At 41.1% G+C, this 19,394-nt stretch carries 18 protein-coding genes and 1 riboswitch; of the genes, 6 read left to right on the forward strand and 12 right to left on the reverse strand.

Going from position 1 to position 19,394, the window contains the following annotated elements; all coding sequences use genetic code 11:
• Both ON09_RS08825 and ON09_RS08830 read right to left on the reverse strand, forming a co-directional pair.
• Positions 1-306, reverse strand: a 306-nt coding sequence (locus ON09_RS08825) for a hypothetical protein (RefSeq protein WP_157258890.1), incomplete at its 3' end; no start/stop codon positions are given.
• A 172-nt stretch (positions 307-478) separates the two neighbouring features.
• Positions 479-682 (reverse strand): hypothetical protein, encoded by a 204-nt coding sequence (locus tag ON09_RS08830; protein WP_157258891.1) that lies wholly within the window; start codon positions 680-682, stop codon positions 479-481.
• Between the two features lie 272 nt (positions 683-954).
• Here ON09_RS08830 and ON09_RS08835 point away from each other — a divergent pair, with 272 nt between their 5' ends.
• Both ON09_RS08835 and ON09_RS08840 read left to right on the forward strand, forming a co-directional pair.
• Positions 955-1,692 (forward strand): LytR/AlgR family response regulator transcription factor, encoded by a 738-nt coding sequence (locus ON09_RS08835; protein WP_010600702.1) that lies wholly within the window; start codon positions 955-957, stop codon positions 1,690-1,692.
• Positions 1,693-2,112: 420 nt separating this feature from the next.
• Complete coding sequence (locus ON09_RS08840) at positions 2,113-3,036, forward strand: sensor histidine kinase (protein ID WP_157258892.1); 924 nt, start codon at positions 2,113-2,115, stop codon at positions 3,034-3,036.
• A 432-nt stretch (positions 3,037-3,468) separates the two neighbouring features.
• On the opposite strand, the gene ON09_RS08845 is transcribed toward ON09_RS08840, so the two are convergent.
• From ON09_RS08845 to ON09_RS08865, 5 genes are all read right to left on the reverse strand, one after another.
• Positions 3,469-3,861: a hypothetical protein gene (locus ON09_RS08845; protein WP_010600704.1), complete on the reverse strand. Its 393-nt coding sequence runs from the start codon at positions 3,859-3,861 to the stop codon at positions 3,469-3,471.
• A gap of 269 nt (positions 3,862-4,130) precedes the next feature.
• A complete protein-coding gene (locus tag ON09_RS08850; protein ID WP_010600705.1) occupies positions 4,131-5,204 on the reverse strand; it encodes an alkene reductase in 1,074 nt (357 codons plus the stop codon).
• Between the two features lie 4 nt (positions 5,205-5,208).
• Positions 5,209-6,204, reverse strand: coding sequence for a bile acid:sodium symporter family protein (locus tag ON09_RS08855; RefSeq protein WP_010600706.1), 996 nt, complete (start codon positions 6,202-6,204; stop codon positions 5,209-5,211).
• A gap of 17 nt (positions 6,205-6,221) precedes the next feature.
• Complete coding sequence (locus tag ON09_RS08860; RefSeq protein ID WP_010600707.1) at positions 6,222-7,256, reverse strand: methionine synthase; 1,035 nt, start codon at positions 7,254-7,256, stop codon at positions 6,222-6,224.
• Between the two features lie 22 nt (positions 7,257-7,278).
• Entirely contained in the window at positions 7,279-8,286 is a 1,008-nt protein-coding gene (locus ON09_RS08865; protein WP_010600708.1) for a DUF1852 domain-containing protein, read from the reverse strand.
• A 167-nt stretch (positions 8,287-8,453) separates the two neighbouring features.
• Positions 8,454-8,636: riboswitch (cobalamin riboswitch) on the reverse strand.
• Between the two features lie 136 nt (positions 8,637-8,772).
• Between ON09_RS08865 and ON09_RS08870 the strand changes: the two genes are divergently transcribed.
• A complete protein-coding gene (locus tag ON09_RS08870) occupies positions 8,773-9,261 on the forward strand; it encodes an Lrp/AsnC family transcriptional regulator (RefSeq protein ID WP_238533635.1) in 489 nt (162 codons plus the stop codon).
• On the opposite strand, the gene ON09_RS08875 is transcribed toward ON09_RS08870, so the two are convergent.
• The 3 genes from ON09_RS08875 to ON09_RS08885 form a co-directional block, all read right to left on the reverse strand.
• Positions 9,258-10,136 carry an alpha-glutamyl/putrescinyl thymine pyrophosphorylase clade 3 protein gene (locus ON09_RS08875; protein ID WP_010600710.1) on the reverse strand — a complete coding sequence of 293 codons (879 nt, stop codon included), beginning with the start codon at positions 10,134-10,136 and terminating at the stop codon, positions 9,258-9,260. The genes ON09_RS08870 and ON09_RS08875 overlap by 4 nt on opposite strands.
• Positions 10,137-10,794: 658 nt before the next feature.
• Positions 10,795-11,481 (reverse strand): response regulator transcription factor, encoded by a 687-nt coding sequence (locus ON09_RS08880; RefSeq protein WP_010600711.1) that lies wholly within the window; start codon positions 11,479-11,481, stop codon positions 10,795-10,797.
• A complete protein-coding gene (locus ON09_RS08885; RefSeq protein WP_010600712.1) occupies positions 11,478-12,989 on the reverse strand; it encodes a sensor histidine kinase in 1,512 nt (503 codons plus the stop codon). Before ON09_RS08885 ends, ON09_RS08880 begins: the two co-directional genes overlap by 4 nt.
• A gap of 121 nt (positions 12,990-13,110) precedes the next feature.
• Between ON09_RS08885 and ON09_RS24195 the strand changes: the two genes are divergently transcribed.
• The gene (locus tag ON09_RS24195) at positions 13,111-14,313 is read left to right on the forward strand and encodes a redoxin domain-containing protein (RefSeq protein ID WP_083837961.1); all 1,203 of its coding nucleotides are present in this window, start codon (positions 13,111-13,113) and stop codon (positions 14,311-14,313) included.
• A gap of 324 nt (positions 14,314-14,637) precedes the next feature.
• On the opposite strand, the gene ON09_RS08895 is transcribed toward ON09_RS24195, so the two are convergent.
• The gene (locus ON09_RS08895; protein ID WP_010600714.1) at positions 14,638-15,036 is read right to left on the reverse strand and encodes a hypothetical protein; all 399 of its coding nucleotides are present in this window, start codon (positions 15,034-15,036) and stop codon (positions 14,638-14,640) included.
• A gap of 75 nt (positions 15,037-15,111) precedes the next feature.
• Positions 15,112-16,554, reverse strand: a complete 1,443-nt coding sequence (locus tag ON09_RS08900) for an MORN repeat-containing protein (RefSeq protein ID WP_010600715.1) — start codon at positions 16,552-16,554, stop codon at positions 15,112-15,114.
• 416 nt (positions 16,555-16,970) lie between these two features.
• On the opposite strand from ON09_RS08900, the gene ON09_RS08910 reads away from it, so the two are divergent.
• The gene (locus ON09_RS08910) at positions 16,971-18,722 is read left to right on the forward strand and encodes a tetratricopeptide repeat-containing sensor histidine kinase (RefSeq protein ID WP_162097938.1); all 1,752 of its coding nucleotides are present in this window, start codon (positions 16,971-16,973) and stop codon (positions 18,720-18,722) included.
• Positions 18,719-19,366, forward strand: a complete 648-nt coding sequence (locus tag ON09_RS25145) for a response regulator (protein ID WP_010600718.1) — start codon at positions 18,719-18,721, stop codon at positions 19,364-19,366. Before ON09_RS08910 ends, ON09_RS25145 begins: the two co-directional genes overlap by 4 nt.
• The last annotated feature ends 28 nt before the right edge of the window (positions 19,367-19,394 follow it).

Raw genomic sequence — 19,394 nt, forward strand, 5'->3', positions numbered from 1 at the left:
GCATGCAATCATATCAGCACCAACCTTTCTACCAACCCCAGGTTCGGCAATCTTCTTTAATAGTTTGCCATTTTTGTCGATGAGTTTGAATCCAAAATCTTCATCCTGAATCCAAATATTTCCATTATCCAATCTTTTGAAAACGTTGCACTTATTGCCGTGGGGAAATATTTTTCTTTTTAGCTTGCCGGTATTTGTATTGAAAACTTCAATATGTTCTTTGGGAAATTTGACAGATCGCCATAGCTCATGCGCGCTCTCGTTAAACTCCAAATATGACGAGGTCAGCGCCTGATCTTTTGCCAAATAAAATCCGTAGGCATTCTCCTGAATCTTGAACGATCCATAGTGAGTTTGTGCGGTACAGATTTTTAAGGTAACTATGAAGGTACTAAGTAAGGCCGTGAAGTATCGTACCATATCTATTCTTTACTTATTAATTTCCCCGGGCGATGCCCAAGGAAATTAAATCTTGCAACTAAGGTGCAACCTCAACATTCTCAACCTCTTCTTCTTGTGTTCCGCCACAGTTTCCGATGTATTCCGGATTAAGCCTTTTACACGCATGGCCCTCAGATACCGTATTGCAAACGCCAGAGTCACCAGATGTACATTCAAGCGCAGCTGCAAGTTTAAGAGTTGATGAGGTAGCAAAGGCAGCAGAGCCGATGAAAACTAACATTCCTAGAACGCCAATTTTAAATGATTTTGTTTTCATATTTGTTTAAAAGTTTATCTAAAATTAACCTGTCGTCAATGAAAAATCAACGCTGTCTTGCACTAAGTAGGCGTTATTGGGATATAAGGATTTTCTTTGGGGATTAAATACCAGAAAAATGGGACATAACCTTTAGACTGAATCTCAAATTTAAATTTACAGCGTCAAAAATCGATGTTATATTCATTTTTTATTTTTTCATTAAATGATTATCTTGAGCTTTAATTTGCTCTGTCATGAAATTTAGTTGCGTTGTAATCGACGATGAGAAAGATGCCGTTGAGGAAATTACCGAATACATAGATAATACTGAAAGGATCAACATTTTAGCCACCTTTAACAGCTCCATGGATGCGTTGAGGTATATAAAGGAAAATGGTCCAGTTGAAATTGTCTTTATGGATGTTGATATGCCAGTTTTAAATGGTGTGGAATTATCTACAATGATCAGGCCCTATGTTAAAAAACTCATTTTCACTACATCACATGCAAAATATGCTGTTGATGCTTTTGAAATCGAAGCCGAAGGATTTTTACTTAAACCATTCAACTTCGCTAAACTACTTAAACTGGTGGACAGGCTTTTCCCGGAGTATGCTCGTATTGAGATCGAACGAACCCCCAATAATTATATTTTCGTAAAGAGCAAAGAAGATGATCTGAAACTTATTCGGATTAATATTTCAGACATCATTGCGGTAGAGAGCCAGTTAAACTATATTAAAATTTATACTTCAAATGGAAATGTAGTCACTCACATGAGCCTGAAAGAGGCAAAGGAACTGCTTTTGGGCTATCCGGTTATAATACAGCTCCACCGTAGTTTTCTTATTTCCACCAACCATATTCATTCTATTGAGGGAAACCGCCTTGTGATGGCAAATAATATCCGATTTTCAATCGGTGACAATTTTAAAGATGTCCTGAACAACTACCTTAACAATAAAATATTCAGGCCACCTTTAAAGAAATGAGGTTCATATACTATTTTACAGGCGGGAAGCCTGTCACAGTATGTGTTAAGGTGTCAAGCGTTGGATCTGTCGGATAAGGTTTGTTTCTTTCCGGTGATTTGAAGATAAACACTAATTTTTTTTTAATGTTAATTCTTTTCATAGCGTTTATTTTTTTTGGAACATAACAAGCAAATAGTTTTTAGCGAAACTGTTGGGACGAATACCCTGGTTTCTGGTACTAAGTCCTCTTTTTTTGGGATATGGGGCAGTTTGTACAAGTGGATTTTTACCCACAGAATTCACCTAATCGCCTGGTCAGTATATATTTTCTATGAAGCGGGACTAACCGGCATTTTTATTGGGCGCTTTGGTGCAATAGAAAATTACCTAGTTCATTACAGTCTCAATATCTCCCTGTTTTATTTTCACAGCTTTGCGATGCAAAAAGCTGTAGCAGCCAATAACAGATTAGTTTTTCTGCGAGTGCTTTGTCTTATTATTATTGAGATTGCAACCTACATACCAGTACTGGCGTTACTAAACCATTTTTTCACAGCTTACAATCAAGCTATAGGGAGCAATTATGTAGGTATAACGCTAAGCTTTATAGGAGGTGCCACCTACCGCTCCATATTCTTTATTCTTATTTCAAGCGGATATTTTTTCCTGCTTCAGTATTTATCACAACGTGCGAAAGCAGGCGCCCTTGAAAGAGAAAACCTGGAGAAACAGGTACATCACGAAACTGTTCTGAAAGATTTGGCACTTGCGAAAAATGCCTATTTGAGGGCACAGATGAATCCCCATTTATTCTTCAACAGCCTATCCTTTATACATCGCAGAATCAGAAAAACAGATAAAGTCGCAGGCGATATGATCGTTACGCTCTCAGACATGATGCGTTATGCAATAGAAAGTAATTACAGTCAGGAAATGATCACCTTAAGCGAAGAAGTTGAGCAGGTAGAAAACTTGGTTTCGGTTTTCAGAACTATTCATTCAGATAAATTCAATCTTACTTTGGAATATGAGGAAAAACTGCTATCAACCACAACCATACCGCTGGTTTTAATTACCTTGGTTGAAAATATGTATAAACACGGCGAATTGTCGAACATGCAGTTGCCGGGAAAGATTATGATTTATCAATCGGAGAACATGCTAACTATACACTCCCAAAACCAAGTCTCCAAGGAATCAAAAGCACCAAGTTTAGCTACTGGTCTACAAAATCTTAAAAAAAGGCTCAAAGATGTATATCAGGATGAGGTGACAATAAATTGGACATCGAAATCCAATATATTCGAACTGCAGATTGATTTGCCCTTACAAAAAGTTGATTTACATCGAACTGAAGATTAGCACAGAAATTTTCAAATATCAGTAAATCGCTTGCAGTATGATTTACTTACGCTCACTTCCTTCAAACACGTATTGAGATTAGCAAAATCGAGATTGATCAGGTATCGAAATAATTTCACCTATGATTGATGCGTTTCTAAATATAAGGTTATAATATTCTAAATGTTAAAGAGATAAACTATGATCATAAGGGTTTTGGAAAGATCGCTATCTATACAGATTAATACAATATTTTAAATGGAGAAAAAGGAATTGAACTGGCGTTGACAGAATTGGCTATGGAAATTCTGAAAGTAATAAAATAACAAAATTGTTTTGACGGTATATTAAGCTAGTTATATAGGCGTCAAAACGTAAAAAAACACCCTCAAAATTTAATTTCTTGAGGGCATTGTATGTACTATTCCAGAAAAGGAATATATCAAAGGATAGTTAATTGAACGAATAGGTTGCTGAAGCAGATAATACGGTACCTGTTGATTTACCTTCAGCACGTTTCACCCCGTCTATCCATATCTCTGCAGTCAGGGTCGATGAAGCATTTGGACCAATTCCATTAGCACCGAAGCTTATGACTTGAGCAGATGAGGGGATTACGTATTCAGTACTTGTCCATGTCGTACCACTTAGACTGGTAAAACTTTCATTCTTACCTGTTCCATCGGTATAAACAGCGGCTCCAACATTTACCCCACTGGAACCTATAGCTTTAAATACAACTTTGTGGGATCCGGTTAAGGTGTCGTTGTCATTTTTTTTGCAAGACAATAGAACTGTACTAACCAATAGGATGCTTAAGGCAAGGATACTTTTTAATTTGTTCATAGTATAATATATAATTTAAGTAAATCAATACCCCTACAAGCTCTATGCCATTCCAGACTTATTTTAATTTGCCTATCATAACCTGCAATCTTATTTAAAAATTTAAAATTCTGAAGGTGAAATTATTAGATTGAACAAAAACGTCTTATTAGAAGTTTTTGCGTTTAATTAAGATATAAATGTTACAAGCGGCAATTTCTGCAACAGTATGCTTATCAAACAAAATCTATTTAAAATCATTCATATAAAGCTTAGCCCTTCGCTACCGACTATATGGGATAATCAATATATCCTTGTTCCCCGCCACCATATATGGTAGTCCTTTCCGGCTCGCTAAGCAGGGCGTTTTTACTGAACCGTTCAGGGAGGTTTGGGTTTGCAATGTATAGCTTGCCAAAGGAGACAAGCTTAGCAATACCTTTTTCAAGTTCTACTTCGGCGGAAGCCTTATCATAGCCTGCATTAGCAATAACGGTCTGACGGATCTTCCGGCCAAAGAACTCGATCTCGTCTTCAGCTACATAATGTTCAGGCAAAGAAAAATTTGGGCTGTGCCTCATGAGTTCCACATAGGCAAAGTCCAGTTCATTTAGTTTTTCAATCAGGTAGGTATAGGTAGCTTTAGGATCATCCAGGACCATCTCCCCATAGCAGTGGAAAGGCGCTATCTTGATGCCCACCTTTTCACCACCTACTGCATCAATCAATTCCTGCATTACCTCCAGTACAAAGCGGACTTTATTGGGGATAGTGCCGCCATAAGCATCCGCCCTCTGGTTGGAACTTTCCGCTAAGAACTGGTTGGGCAGATAGCCATTGCAGGCGTGGAGCATGACCCCGTCAAATCCTGCCGCTATCGCATTTTTTGCGGCCTGTCCATAATCCCTTATGGTTTGCCTGATTTCCGCGGTCGTCATTTCCTGTGGTATCTCATAATCTTTCCTGCTCTGGGAAGTAAAATGCTGCATGCCCAGGATGGGCAAGGCTGATGGCGCAAGCGGGAGCTTTCCGTTCCGGTCTATAGAGAGTCCCATACGTCCGGTGTGCCAAAGCTGGGCGATTATGATTCCGCCTTTATCATGTACCGCAGTGGTGACCTTCTTCCAGGCAGCTATTTGGCGATCCGTGAAAATACCCGGCGTGAGCGGACTGCCGGTAGCCTCTTCACTGATCCTGATGGCTTCGCTGAACAGCAAACCTGCACTTGCCCTTTGTGCATAGTAGATTGCCGTCATATTACCCACCAGACCATTAATGTCCGCACGGCCCCTGGTCATCGCTGCCATGGCTATTCTGTTTTTTAGGCTGATATCGCCCAACTGTATTTTTTCTAAAAGCTTCATAGGGTTACTTTTCTTCTTTTCGCCGGGCCATACCCTGCGCGATGATGCTGGCGGCTATTAATTGCAGGGCATGGTAAAGCATAAGTGGCAGCAATACGATCCCAGAGATGGTGCTGTGCTGAAAGAGAACTTTTGACATGACAGTTCCGTGTACCAATGACTTTTTAGAACCACAAAATAATACCGTAATTCGATCTTCAGCTGAAAAACCAAACAACCGGCTGAGTAATCCAACACAAAAGAATACGGCAAAAAATAAGGCTACCATTCCTGCGGCAAGTCCCGCAAGTTCGAGCTCAGTAAAGCCTGCGAATAAATTTTCGGAGAATGACTTACAGAACGAGGTATAAATGATGGTAAGGATGATTGCCTGGTCGAAATATTTCAGTTGTTTCTTATATTTTTCAGCAATGGCACCGAACCTTGAGTTGAGGCTGATGCCTATGATGACCGGTAGCAACACTTGGAGAAGCAGTTTGATGACGATATCGATAACATCGAAATCGCCGGTCGCAGAAGCGATGAACAGCCCAACCCATAGCGGCGTCACTACAACGCCGATTAAACTGGAAATGCTTGCATTGAAAATGGCTGCTGGAATGTTGCCTTTGGCGATGGAAACCATGACCACCGAAGAGGAAACGGTGGATGGCAAAGCGGCCAGAAAAAATATACCTAACCAAAGTACTTCCAAGTCGGTGCCAAGGAAAAAGGGGCGAAATGCCAGAACGATGAGCGGAAAAAACAAAAAGGTAGTCAGTTGGACGATGATGTGCATTTTCCAGTTGGCAAGCCCGGCTTTTAATTTCTCCACACTCAACCTTAGGCCGTAGAACAAAAAGATCAACGAAACGCCCGCACCTGCGATCTGCTCCAGGGAAACAGGTTCTCTGACCATGCCCGGCTGTGGTAAAAAATAGGCTAGCAGAATCATGGTGCCTATCATGAGCAAGAAACCGTCGAAACCTGCTTTACTTAATATTGCGAATAACTTCTTCAATGTAATTTTATATAATCTTAACCCGCATATTCTTTGCGTATAATTTCTGCACCTGCGCTCAAAGCACTTAACTTCCCTCTCGCTACCGCTCTTGACAAAGGCGCCATGCCACAGTTTGTACTCGGATAAAGATTTTCGACATCAACGAACTCAAGGGCTTTACGTAGCGTGTTGGCAACTTCTTCAGGGGTTTCAATGGAATTGCTTGCCACATCAATGGCACCCACCATTATTTTCTTCCCACGGACGAGTTCCATTAAATCTAAAGGAACATTTGAGTTGTGGCATTCTAGTGATACCACATCAATTTTAGATTTTTGAATCTTAGGAAAAATTTCTTCGTATTGGCGCCATTCAGAACCCAGTGTTTTTTTCCAATCATTATTGGCCTGTATGCCGTAACCGTAGCAAATATGTACCGCAGTTTCGCACTTTAATCCTTCAATTGCCCTTTCAAGGGTTGCCATCCCCCAATCGTTTACTTCATCGAAAAACACGTTAAACGCAGGTTCATCAAACTGGATGATATCTACCCCAGCCTCCTGCAGCTCCCTGGCTTCTTCATTCAGGGCTTTGGCAAATTCCCAGGCCAGCTTTTCCCTGCTTTTATAATGGCCGTCATACAAAGTGTCTACCATAGTCAAAGGTCCTGGTAATGCCCACTTAATGGATCTATTGGTCTGTTTACGAAGGAACTTGGCATCTTCAACAAAAACTGATTTTTGTCGGGTCACATCACCTACAACCATCGGAACACTCGCATCATAACGGTCACGGATTCGCACCGTTTTGCGGTTTTCAAAATCTACACCGCTTAAATGCTCGATAAAAGTGGTCACGAAATGCTGGCGTGTCTGCTCTCCATCACAAACGATATCCAGTCCTGCCAATTGCTGTTCCTGCAGCGTAATACGTAAAGCGTCCTGTTTTCCTTCCAATAACTGATCGCCGTCTAATTTCCATGGTGACCATAGTTTTTCGGGTGGTGCAAGCCATGCAGGCTTTGGCAGACTTCCAACAATTGAGGTGGGCAATAATAATTTCTTAGTCATAGAATAATTTTAATGTGTCGTATTAATTAATTGAGAAATTGGCAGACCATTGCTCAAGGATATCCTGATAAGGCTTGATGAAATGTTCTTCAGCATACCTGCCTTGTTCAACAGCCAGCCGGCTGCGCTCTTCGCGGTCATATTCCACCCGGGTCAGTGAATAATCTTCGTGTTTGAGACTGGGCTGATAGACTTGCCCGGCAGCCGAATTTGCATTGTAAATTTCCGGGCGGTAAATCTTCTGGAAAGTCTCCATCGTGCTAATCGAGCTGATCAGTCCAAGGTCAGTATAATCAGAAAGCAAATCTCCGGAATGATAAAAAGCCATCGGCGCCACCGCGTTCGCTGGCATGAAAAAACGAACTTTCAAGCCCATTTTAGCGAAATATTCATCGGTAAGCGAATACTGGTCCTGCTGGTACTCAAAACCCAGAACCGGATGCTCATGCTCCGTGCGGGTGTAGGTTTTGTTGCCCGATACACTCAGGCAGATGACCGGTGACATCTTAAAGTGCTGTTTATAAGTGGCCGAATTCACAAAACACTTGTAAAGTTTTCCATGCAAATCGCCAAAATTTTCAGGAACAGTGAACTCAGGTTTATCTTTATTATAGTCGGTTAGTAAAACACTGAAATCATAATCACGCACGTAAGAAGAAAAATTATTTCCGGCAACACCTTCGATTTGCTGACCGGTACTACGGTCAAAAATATTCGTTTTTAAAACTTCAATCATCGGCAGATCGTTAATACCTTTCTTATCATCGATACGCATCGTTACGGTGAGGATTTCGAGTGCTACATGGTAACGGTCGCCTTTTGGATTATCTGCATGAGCCAATGCATTAAACCGGTTGTTGATCATATTTAAGGCATTACGCAGGTTCTGCTGGCGGTTAGCTCCCCTGGCCAGGTTTGCAAAATTGGTTGTCAGACGCGTCTGACTTGCCGGCTGATAATTTTCATCTAAACGAGTGCTATTTAGGGTGAAGACAAAATCCTCCTTCTTGGTATTCTGGATATTTTCCATGTATTTCTTAACTTTTTAAATGGTTAATAATCATTAAAAAGTTCCCTGTTATTCAGGATACGACAGGAAAAAGAAAGGATTTTAGGAAATGATATGCACGACAAACCCCATAGGATTTGAATCTTTTAAGCTGTACAATCTGACCAATAACCTCTTTACGCGGAAGTATCGTCAATTCAGAAAAGGCAGGTATCCTGACTTGTAACGGCTTTTACCGGCCTTCCCGTTTTGCACAGTGACCATCATTGGTAAAACCTTTTGTGTTACTTACAGTTGCGCGACAGCTCGTGATTTGCACACGATTCCCTATTAATTCACCGCTAAGTAAAACCTTTCCCGATTGCTGAAAAAAGCAAAGAACCACGAGTTTTAAACTCTGTCCAAAGCTACAAAAACAGTTATTAAAGTCGAAATAAGCGCATAATTTCGACCGAAATTACTTTAAATTGATTATTTATTGAATTTTTATGCGGTTTACACTTATTTTTGTGTACTGTCACAGTGATTTATGCTATGGAACAACTGGATGATATCGATCTGAAACTATTAAAAATATTAGGCAATGACTCAAGTCATACCATCAAGGAACTCGCTGCAATGGTAAATCTGACGCCATCGCCTGTAGTGCAACGTGTGAAACGCCTGGAAAGTAGTGGTTACATCAAGAAATATATAGCGCTGCTTGATGCGGAAAAGTTCAACCAGGGTTTTATTGTGTTTTGCAATATCCGGCTCAAACAGCATGACCGAAAGGTGGGCCACAGCTTCGTAGAGGATATTCTCAAAATCGAGGAGGTTGTAGAATGTTATAATATCTCCGGCGATTATGATTTCTTTCTGAAAGTGTTTGCCCGGGACATGAAGCATTACCAGGACTTTGTTTTTAATAAATTAGGCTCAGTTGAAAGTATTGGCAGTGCACATAGTACTTTCGTGATGGCTGAAATCAAAAATACACACAATATCAGTTTTTAATATCGGCGGAAGTTTGGGTTAATGGGTATAACCATTTCCTTCCCCCAATCCATCAGTGCCCGGTATATAATAGCTATACTGAAAGAAGGGCCCAGGCAGGCCTTTAAAGTAACCATTAAGTCACCCAGTTCAGACACTGGCATTTTTGTCGAAGGATGGCCGCTAAATAATTGCCTTGAGGCTTTCTTTAATAGAAGTACATCACCCAAATAAAATTGCCCTAGTTCAATACCAGCGATTTTTAAATGACCAATCATGCATAAGTAATCTAACTTTATGTGTTTTTTAAAACGGGTGTGCTCATTCATGGATATGTAGAGCCTATCAAAAGCGATAGTTGACTGGCCTTGAGCATGAGATACGGCACTTCGAAACATTTGCGCATGCGTCCCTGCGGTTCTGACCCAAGTAATGTAACTTTTGAAATCTTCGGCCATTGCCTCGGCACGATGGAGATCAATAGCCCTGTATTTATGCAGAATGTTCAGGCTGCCGGCGTTTTTTAGCTCCCGCTGGTTATCTATAATCCATTTTTGAAAGGCATCGGCATCAGCTTCAGCTTTTTCCCAGCTCCAGCATTGATGGATGGCATTTAACAGTCCGGACCGGCCGATGTAACAGTAAAGAAATAACAACCAGCAAGCTTCATCAGTTGCTGACTGTCGCTGGTATTTTAAAATTTGAGTTAATAGAGGATCCTCAGTAAACGCTTCAATCGGTTGAGAAACTTTTGCAGCATCGGCTAGAAAAGTAGCGAATATTTTCCGCTCGCCAGGTCCGGAAAGGCCTAATAAGGAATAGTATTCGCGATGAAATTCAGCCAGCCGGCTTTCGATATAAGGAACCACTAAAAATAAATCCTGTTCAAGCATCATAATAAATTAATCCAGAACGGTTCGTCTCCGTCCATTATCTATAGCCGCTTCTTGGTTTCGAGAAGCGCATAGGTACAGTTCCAGTATTCCTTACTATAAAAATCACCTTTTTTTTGTGGCCCATGGCGTACCTGACGAATTCTCTTTTTTGCACTCGCCCATTTATGAGGGCCCTAACCTTGACCGGCCAGGATTGAGCAAATCGTTGTTAATTAACTCGTCATATGCGGTATTGCTGAAAAAGAGTACAAATCTGATCTAGGGCCCCGATAATTTCTACATGAAAAGGCATTTTATGAAATCCGAAGAACCGGCTCTTGAGCCGGGCATTCCCCTTGTTAATAACACAGCTGTTAGCCGATGCGTTACGCGTATAAACGATATCGTTGTCAATATAAAGGGCTAGCATAAATTATTATTTGGGAAAGTAGCATAACGGATCAGGCGAGGATCATCCTTGTTAAAAAACAGAAAATAGTCTATGTAATGCTTTAGTAATTTGTTTTGGGGCTTGATAACAAACGATTCCATTTTTATTCAGTTTAGCCAGGCAGATTGGGACCTGCAAAATAATATTATTTCAGCAATCAGGCGATAATATATCCTGTTTTCGTTTGCGAAATAAATTAAGGAAACAAAAAACAAAGCAATGGCTTCACTAATAAACGAGCTTATAGCCCTGGCCCCTGATGCTGATAATGAAAACCGAAGGATCAGCTTTCAGGTATTTTCTAAGCTTGGCAATAAACACGTCAAGACTACGGCCTGAAAAATAATCGTTGTTGGGCCACAAGGTATTTAAGATGAGGTCTCGCCCAAGCATATTATTCCTGTTTAACAATAGCATCTGCAAAATTTCTGCTTCGCGGTTGGTTAAGATGCGTTTTTGGCCCGCAATAATTAATATCCCTTCAGGATAATGAAATTGATAGTTTCCGATGGCTACGGCTTGCTTTTCTACCTTCTCCGGCTTAAGCACTAAGCGGTTCTGGCTAAGCAATGCTTTGATCCTGATGGTTAGTTCTTCAATGCTGAATGGCTTTTTAAGGTAATCATTCCCGCCACTTTCAAATCCCTCAACCACATCCACTGGCAGCGATTTCGAGGTCAGAAAAATGATTGGCGTAGCCTGGTCATTTTGCCTGATCTGCCGGGCAATCGAGAAGCCGTCCCCATCCGGCAGCATCACATCCAGCACCAGAACGTCAGGCTTTACCTGGTGATATGCAGCTACCGTGGCTGATGCGGTTAAGGTATGCACAACGCTGAATCCTTTCAGCTCAAGCGTTTCTTTTACAATCTCGGCAAGTGCCGGCTCATCCTCGGCAAATAAAATCTTACTCATATAGGCCAGCCAAGAATTAAAGTTGTTCCATATTCCGGCTTACTCTCAATACGGACCCAGCCTGCATGTTGCTCCATAATTTGTTTTACATAGCTTAAACCAAGACCATGCCCCTTAACCAGGTGATTATTCCCGGTACCTACACGGTAAAACTTTTCGAAAACCAGGGAAATTTCCTGCTCAGCAATCCCTATCCCATCATCCTGCAACCTGATGACCAGGAAATTGTCTTTTAAGCTAATGCTTACCTTGAGCTTCACAGCCGCTTTCGAATATTTTAAGGCATTATCCAACACATTATTGATGGCATGCTGAAACTGTATTTTATCTGCATTGACAATACTTACGCCGCTTTTATTTTCATAATCGATGCTGATCTGCTTATGCTCGGAGAGCTGATGAAGTTTAATCAGGCCTTCTATGATCTCATCAAAATGGATATTTTCTTTTTTGATTACCATGCTTTCATCCTGATAAATAGAAAGGTTCATAACCTTGTCCACCAACAGGTTTAGCCGCTCTGTTTCAGTTTTTGCATGCGCCAGGTATCGCCTTGTTTTTTCCTCATCGGCTAAAACAGCCTTATCCTTTAAGGCTTCAATGGCTACTAGTACCGTGGCTATAGGCGTTTTAAATTCGTGGGTAATGTTGCTGATAAAATCATTCTTAATGGCCGATAACCGCTTCTCCCTGAACAGGCTTTTCAATATAAGAATCATACAGCCCGAAATTACGAGAATCATAGCCAGCGATGAAAATAAAATCAGGCCAATCCTGGAAACGATATAGGAGCTTGGACTTTTAAACATCGCCCGCACAAACCTTTGGTTATCCGTATAGCGGTAGGTGGCAAAAGACTTGGTAATAACAGGATACGACTCGGCAAGCTTCGCATTTGCTACCCCTTTGTTATTTGTACTGTCTACCTTCTTCACCATAAAGCGGTAGGGTACATTAATATTTCTTTCCTTCAGGTAAATATTAAATGCCGAACGTAATCGGGTGGTATCAAACTGGTATTTCATCGCCTGTTCGTTCATAAATACACCTAATTTTTGCGTCCGATAGTAAATGATATGCTGCTCAAGGTCTTCATCTCGCATTAAAAGCGCTAAGGCAGCCGCAACATGCCTTCTTACGTTTGTGTCACGCTTATTTCTGGGCAGTGCCTTGCTGTAATCGGCTAAACTAAAAGATGATGAAAATTTATCCTTAACATCAGCTTTGGTGCTTATGGTGTAAACGTATTTCTTATCATTTTTATCAAACCTCGCACTGATGTTAAATGTATTGGTATCGAGGATTTTGTTTTCCACAATTTTCTGTATGGTATCACAACGTAAACCAAGCTCTTTTTTTATACCATCTTCAAATGCCAGGTTTACTTCTTTCTCAAAATTAAGCTTGGTAACATGATAATATTTAACAATCCAGAAAGCTTGCAATGCCAGTAAACCGGCCATCGCCACAAAACAAACCACAACCAATAAACCGGCCTTTTTATGCATAAACCAAATGTATAAATTCTTAATTGGCGAATTAAACCCGTTAACATTATATAACCTTAATTAACGCCACCAATAACTTTTCTCAAACTTTTAATGACCAGCTTTGAAGAAATAATTTAAAATGATGAAGCTGATATTTTTTAATTTCATTTTCGCCCTCATAGCCATCAAAGGCATGGCCCAGGGTATACAGGCAAAAGTAGCAGAACAGTTCCCTGATATTCCAATTCAGAATTTAATCAACGCACCGGTTAAGTCCCTTGTCCTCAGCAAGCCACAAAACAAAATTTACATTCTCAATATCTGGGGTACATGGTGCTCCCCTTGCCTTCCAGAAATGGATACCCTGGCAAAATTGCAGCTCGCCAATCCTAATACAATTCAGGTCGTCGGCCTGTCAGATGATACACCGGAAAGATTGAACACTTACCTGAAAAAGAAGCCCTCTAAAATATGGCTGGCAAGTGATACCGCAGGTTTCTTTTACAACTTGTTCGCCCTGGCTTATGTAGGGCAAAGCATCATCGTTAATCCTAAAGGAAAAATTGTAGCCTTGGTTAAAAGCGATTCCATTAATCAGCAAATGATCAATAAACTCGTAAAAGGGGAAACTGTAAAATCCAGCGGCGAAACTAAAAAACAAAAAATGAATGGCGATGGTGATCCCTTTGCAGTCGATTCTACCTTAAGACATAATTTCACGCTAAGGGGCTACATGGAGGGACAACCTGCAGGCAGCAGAAGGTACCTTAACGATGGCCCATACAAAAAAAGAAGGATAACTTTTACCAATGCTACAATTTTAGGGCTTTATAAAGCGGCTTTTGATATCGTTTCCCAAAAACAGGTAGCCTTCGAGCTCCCAGAAAAAGAAGTCAGCGATTACCAGAATAAAGAAACACTCTATTCACTTGATTTACTCGTTAAACCTCAACAAAAAGATAGCTTAATGGCTATCCTGCAGAAATACCTCTTGCTCAACTTACCGATAAAGGCCCGTATAGAATTCAGGGACATTCCCGTTTATGTATTGATTAACAAAACCTTCAAAGCACCCGAATCAGCTAAAAGCGAACTCAGTTACGGATTTAGTGGCAGGGGTTATGAGGGCATTGGAGTAAAAATGGCCGATCTTGCTAATGACTATTTATCAAATGAATTTAACATACCAGTAGTAGACGAAACAGGTCTTGACAAAAGATATGATATAAAAACCAACGTAGAAATGCGAACAACGGATGGAATTATGAAATCCATAAATGATATTGGATTAGCCCTAGAGGAAAAGATCAGGAAGATGAAAGTGCTCATCTTTTATAAGTAAAACATATGGGCAAGAAAATGGCCTGCTGTTTGCAGGCAGGCCATTACGTCTTGAATTGATTAGCTTGAAGAACAATGAAAATTCACACCTTCAGCACACCCTGTGCATGGTCTTTACCTTAGGTTAGACCTTATCCGGCCACACTAATCATCCTTCATCTCGATGCGGATGATTATTTCCTGGGAGAAAATAGTCCGCTGGAGCGAAGAATGGAAAATACGCTTCAAACTTCCAGCGTGGTAATATCTTAAGCGGCTGATCTTGAGAGCCAGATAGCGCTGATTCAAAACCATTTATATCAAACCTATTCGGAAGTGTTTGTTATTACTTTAAAGTGGCTGATAAATCCCATATCATTGCGGTCAGATATGCCGACCTCCCGTCTTGAATTGCTTTTTGGGCAGCTGCCCCTGCCTGTCTGGCCGCAGTATCATACTCAGCTGGCAGCGAGCCAAACTGTCCCTCCACTGTCAACACCGCTGAGGTTGTGGTTCCTTTGGCATCAGTATTCATACCAAACCACTCATAGCCTTCCCTGCTCTTATTGATTCCGGTAAAGGTACCACCGGTTTTGCCGCGATATTTCAGCATTGTCCAGTTTGCATCGTTGATATATATATGTTCATAGGTCACCCCATCTGAAGTAACGGTTTGGCGATAGCCCAATTTAGTGTTTTTCGGCCCAAAGAAACCCCGCGAAACCACTCCGTCTTTAAGCGTCAACTGCCCTACAACAAAGTTATTTGTAGAATCAAGTTCGCCAATAAAGACCCCAAAATCACCGGTTAGCGTCCCTCGTTAACATTTATTGTCCTTAAATGCTCCGGAAAACCTTTGTCCATCTGGGTAGATAATGTCCCCCTTGATAAAATAACCCTTTTTATCATAGGATCCGTTAAAGCTTGTCCGATCCGGATACACCGTTTTGCCATTGGTGATATATCCATTTTCATGTAAACCCTCTGTGGTAGAGCCATCGGGCAAGGTAGTCTTTCCTTTGATTAGATAACCCCCTTTGTTATGCAATCCCACCGTGACCCTACCATCCGAAAAAGTAAACTTACCATTGTAAGGCTGACCAGCCACAACGGCATCACCCTCATATACTGTCCCGTAGTCGTTGGTGAATTTTTTTGCCCCCGCAGGCGGAAGCTGGGAGCGTGCCTGTGTAATAACGGTTTCCTTCCCATTAAGAACATCCATGTCCTTTTCAACAGTATAACCACTTTTAAATGTCCAGGTGTGTTTGCCAATCATCTTATCATCTTTCCAAAGCCCTTTGATCACCGCACCATTACGGTAAAGTGTAGCCAAACCCTGCTTTGCTCCGTTTACATATTCCGCCTCCTCTATATCATCAGTACCCCAGGTAGTGACACCATACCCGTTCTGCTCATTGTTGCGATACCCCCCTTCATAAGTGTAGGGTTTATTTGTAGCAGATGCGGCATAAACTATCTTAACCTTTCCTCCGACAATACTTCCGGTATCGAATTGGCCGGTAAGGGTAGTGCCATTTGGAAAAACAAGTGTACCAAGACCATGAGGCGCGCCATTTTTGGTATTACCCTTATAGACACCAGACCCGTTAACGTAAGTGACCGTTTCCACACAACTACCCGAACATTCTTTTTTTGTACCACCAGTAAAATTTTCGTTCATTCCATTTTCGCGTGCCACAGACTTATTGTAAGCTTCTGCACTGCCCTTTATCACTGTAGTAATCGCAGCCACATCAAGGCCAGCGCCATAGGCGGCGAAAAAGAATTTTTCATGTTTCTCCTTTGTGTCAGGAACGATTCCAGAGGATGAAAGAAAGCTGCGCACTTTGGCAAGTTTTTGGTTCCAGGCACTCTCCTGCGCTTTTAGTTTTGCATTATATGCGGCTTGCTTGCGCTGAAATTCAGCTGCATACGGACTGTAATCTGAGGAGTAGCTTCCCACATTACTGCCATAAGATGTTGAGCTGCCCCCGCCTCTGGAAGAACTTGGCGTGCTAGAGGGAGACTTATAGCCGCTGCTGTAACTGCTGGGGCTACTGACCCTCGGTGGTGCATAGGCTCGTTGGGTAGCCTCGCTCAGGCGCCTGTATTCAGAGGCCTGTCTTTCACGAGCTGAACCAGGCTGGGCGAAACCCGGTGAGATTCCTGCGATTAGATAAGCAGTAGTCAGTAGAATAGTTCTGATTATTGAATATCTTTTTGAATAAAACATGTTGTTGTTTTCTGATTGAAAGCTCATATTGGTTGCGATTTTACCCAAAAATAGCCCGATCACCGAGTTGCTGAAATACCCAGAGGATGGTATTTTTTCTTTTTTTGAAGACCATATGTTTACCGAAAGATGCTAAAAAGCTACAGTTTACTAGTTCTCTTAGTGCTATAAAATACCCTGAAGAGGGTATTATTTGTATCTGTTGGATTGTTAGATTTGTTGCGATGAAACCCGTCAAAGCTTGAAGTACCATAGCATCTAATGGATCTGATTTACAACGATTTATTTTCAGTTTAATATTTCAAAAGCCATCTTATTTGTTTTTATTTGTTTCTATGCTTTCAAAAATAATTCTATATTCTCTCCTTCTAGGATGCTTGATAAGCGGATGTAAGCAACCGACCATTAACCGAAGAACTAACGACACCCCAAGGTTAATGGGTATGCAAAAAGATTCGCTTATGGTATTTGCTGACTCGCTAAAAAACAAGTATTCCAGAACTGAGCTTAAAACTAATTTATCTTATCTGATTGCAATGGGACTGTATCATGCCAAGCTAGCCAGATATGAGCTGTCTCGAATAATGTTTACAGAAGCTTTAGCGTTGGTGGATAAACAGGATGAATATACGCTTGGGAAAATTTACAATTGTCTGGGTAATGCCGCATTTAATGTTGGACAATACCCCAAGGCATTGGGCCTTTACAAAAAAGGTCTGGGTTATTTTGAAAAGATAGATGATAAAAGATCTCAGGCAGGAATACATTCCAACCTTTCACAGCTCTTTCAGCTTACAGGTGACAGCGAGCAGTCAAGGACTCACTTTAAGATTGGGCTATCTCTATTAGAAAATCAAAAGAATTCTGCGTCTTATCTGCTCATGCTACATGCCATGGCGAATGTTTACGGACAAAACAATTTCATAGATAGTGCCCTTCTGCTTGACAAAGAAGGTTTGGCAATTGCCCGGAAGCTCCAATTACCTGAGTATGAATCTATGTTTTTGGACAATAAAGCGAACTGCTTCATGTATAGCAACCGACCGGACAGCGCAAGAAAATACTTCGGCAAATCCTATGCGATTGATGTAGCTTTGGGAAACATCAAGCAACAATCCGATACCTGGTTGAATTTGAGCGTGCTTGCCGACATGGAAAAAAAGCCGGATTCCGCAAAGCGATTTCTTGAAAAATCTATTGCCCTTTCCAGGGAAGCCGGATATAAAACAGGAGAAGTTGCAGCGCTAAAAATGCTCGGAGGGATTTATGAACAGTCAAAACAATTTGAGCAGGCTTTGAAGATTGAAAAATCATTTAACGCCATTCAGGACAGTATCTCCAGTGAGAAAAAAGAGGCCGCGATTGCAGAATGGAAAGCGGTATTTGAAACCGAACAAAAAGATCAGCAGATTAAGCTGGCCAACGTTCTTTTAGAGAGAAAAAACATCATAATTTATGGATTGAGTGCCATCATGATTTTGGCAGCCCTGGCTGTTTATTATGCTGTCAAGCGATACCAGATAAAAAAAGAAAGAAATTATAATGAACGAATCCATCAGAGGGAACAGCAAGCGGCCGCTGATTTAATTAATGCCGAAGAAAAAGAGCGGAGACGCATTGCTGCCGAACTTCACGATGGTATTGGACAAACCATGACCGCTGCATGGCTGAACCTTCAGGCCATCGCTACAAATCCCAGCGTGGAAACACATTATATTGAATTGCTGGATACAACAACTACACTTGTTCAAAACAGCTGCAATGAAATCAGGAGCATCAGTCATCATATGATGCCGGATGTGCTTTTATCAAAAGGATTTATCCCTGCATTAAAAGCTTTAATTTCAAATCTGCCGCAGCACATTTCTATACAATTGTCAGCTGATGAAAAACAGATTAAACTAAACAATATGCAGGAGTTAATGCTATACCGGGTCGTTCAGGAATGTTTACAAAACACGCTAAAACACGCTATGGCTACAGAAATTGACATATCAATAAACGTAGATTTGGTCACACTCTCCTTATTAATCGAAGACAATGGGAAAGGCTTTGAAGTAGCTAATCTTGGAGAGTATAATGGAATGGGTATCAACAGTATCTCCAGCCGGGTTCATTTTCTTAAAGGAACTGTCGAATGGAGCAGCTGTATGGATACAGGTGGAACACTAGTCGCAATTCACATTCCTATATGAACCATAGTCAAACTTTAATCCGCCTGGCGATAGCAGATGATCATCAAATCGTGATAGACGGGCTATGCGCTGCGCTGAAGAATTTTTCGCATATCAGTATTTCCGCAACAGGTACGGATGGAAATGCATTACTGCAATCAATAAGTGAGAAGCCAATAGACATTCTGTTAACTGATGTCATGATGCCGCATATCGGTGGTGTGGAACTGGCACTTGAGGTAAAAAAGAAATATCCCGAGGTCAAGATCATAGCACTCAGCATGAGTGGAAGCGGAACACTGGTAGAGGAGATGATGGGCAAGGCCGCAATTGAAGGATATCTGTTAAAGCACTGTGGGATTGAGGAGCTTATTCTGGCGATAGAAAAAGTTCATGCCGGTGGGCAGTATTTCCAGACTACCGTACTGGATGAATTATCAAAGCACCTCCAACTTAAAAAGCAAACTTCAGACATCAGGCTAACCCAAAGAGAAAAAGAAATCATTTCACTCATGGAAAAAGGCTGCAGCAATAAAGAAATCGCTGAGGGTCTTTTCATTTCTGTACGTACAGTGGAAACACACAGAAAAAACATTTTCAGAAAAACCGGAACCAATACCGTATTGACTTTGGTCAAATGGGCTTATGAGCATAAGATCCTGTAAAATATACCGTTAGCACGGTATTGATCAA

Source organism: Pedobacter agri PB92 (genome assembly GCF_000258495.1).
Taxonomy (GTDB): Bacteria; Bacteroidota; Bacteroidia; order Sphingobacteriales; family Sphingobacteriaceae; genus Pedobacter; species Pedobacter agri.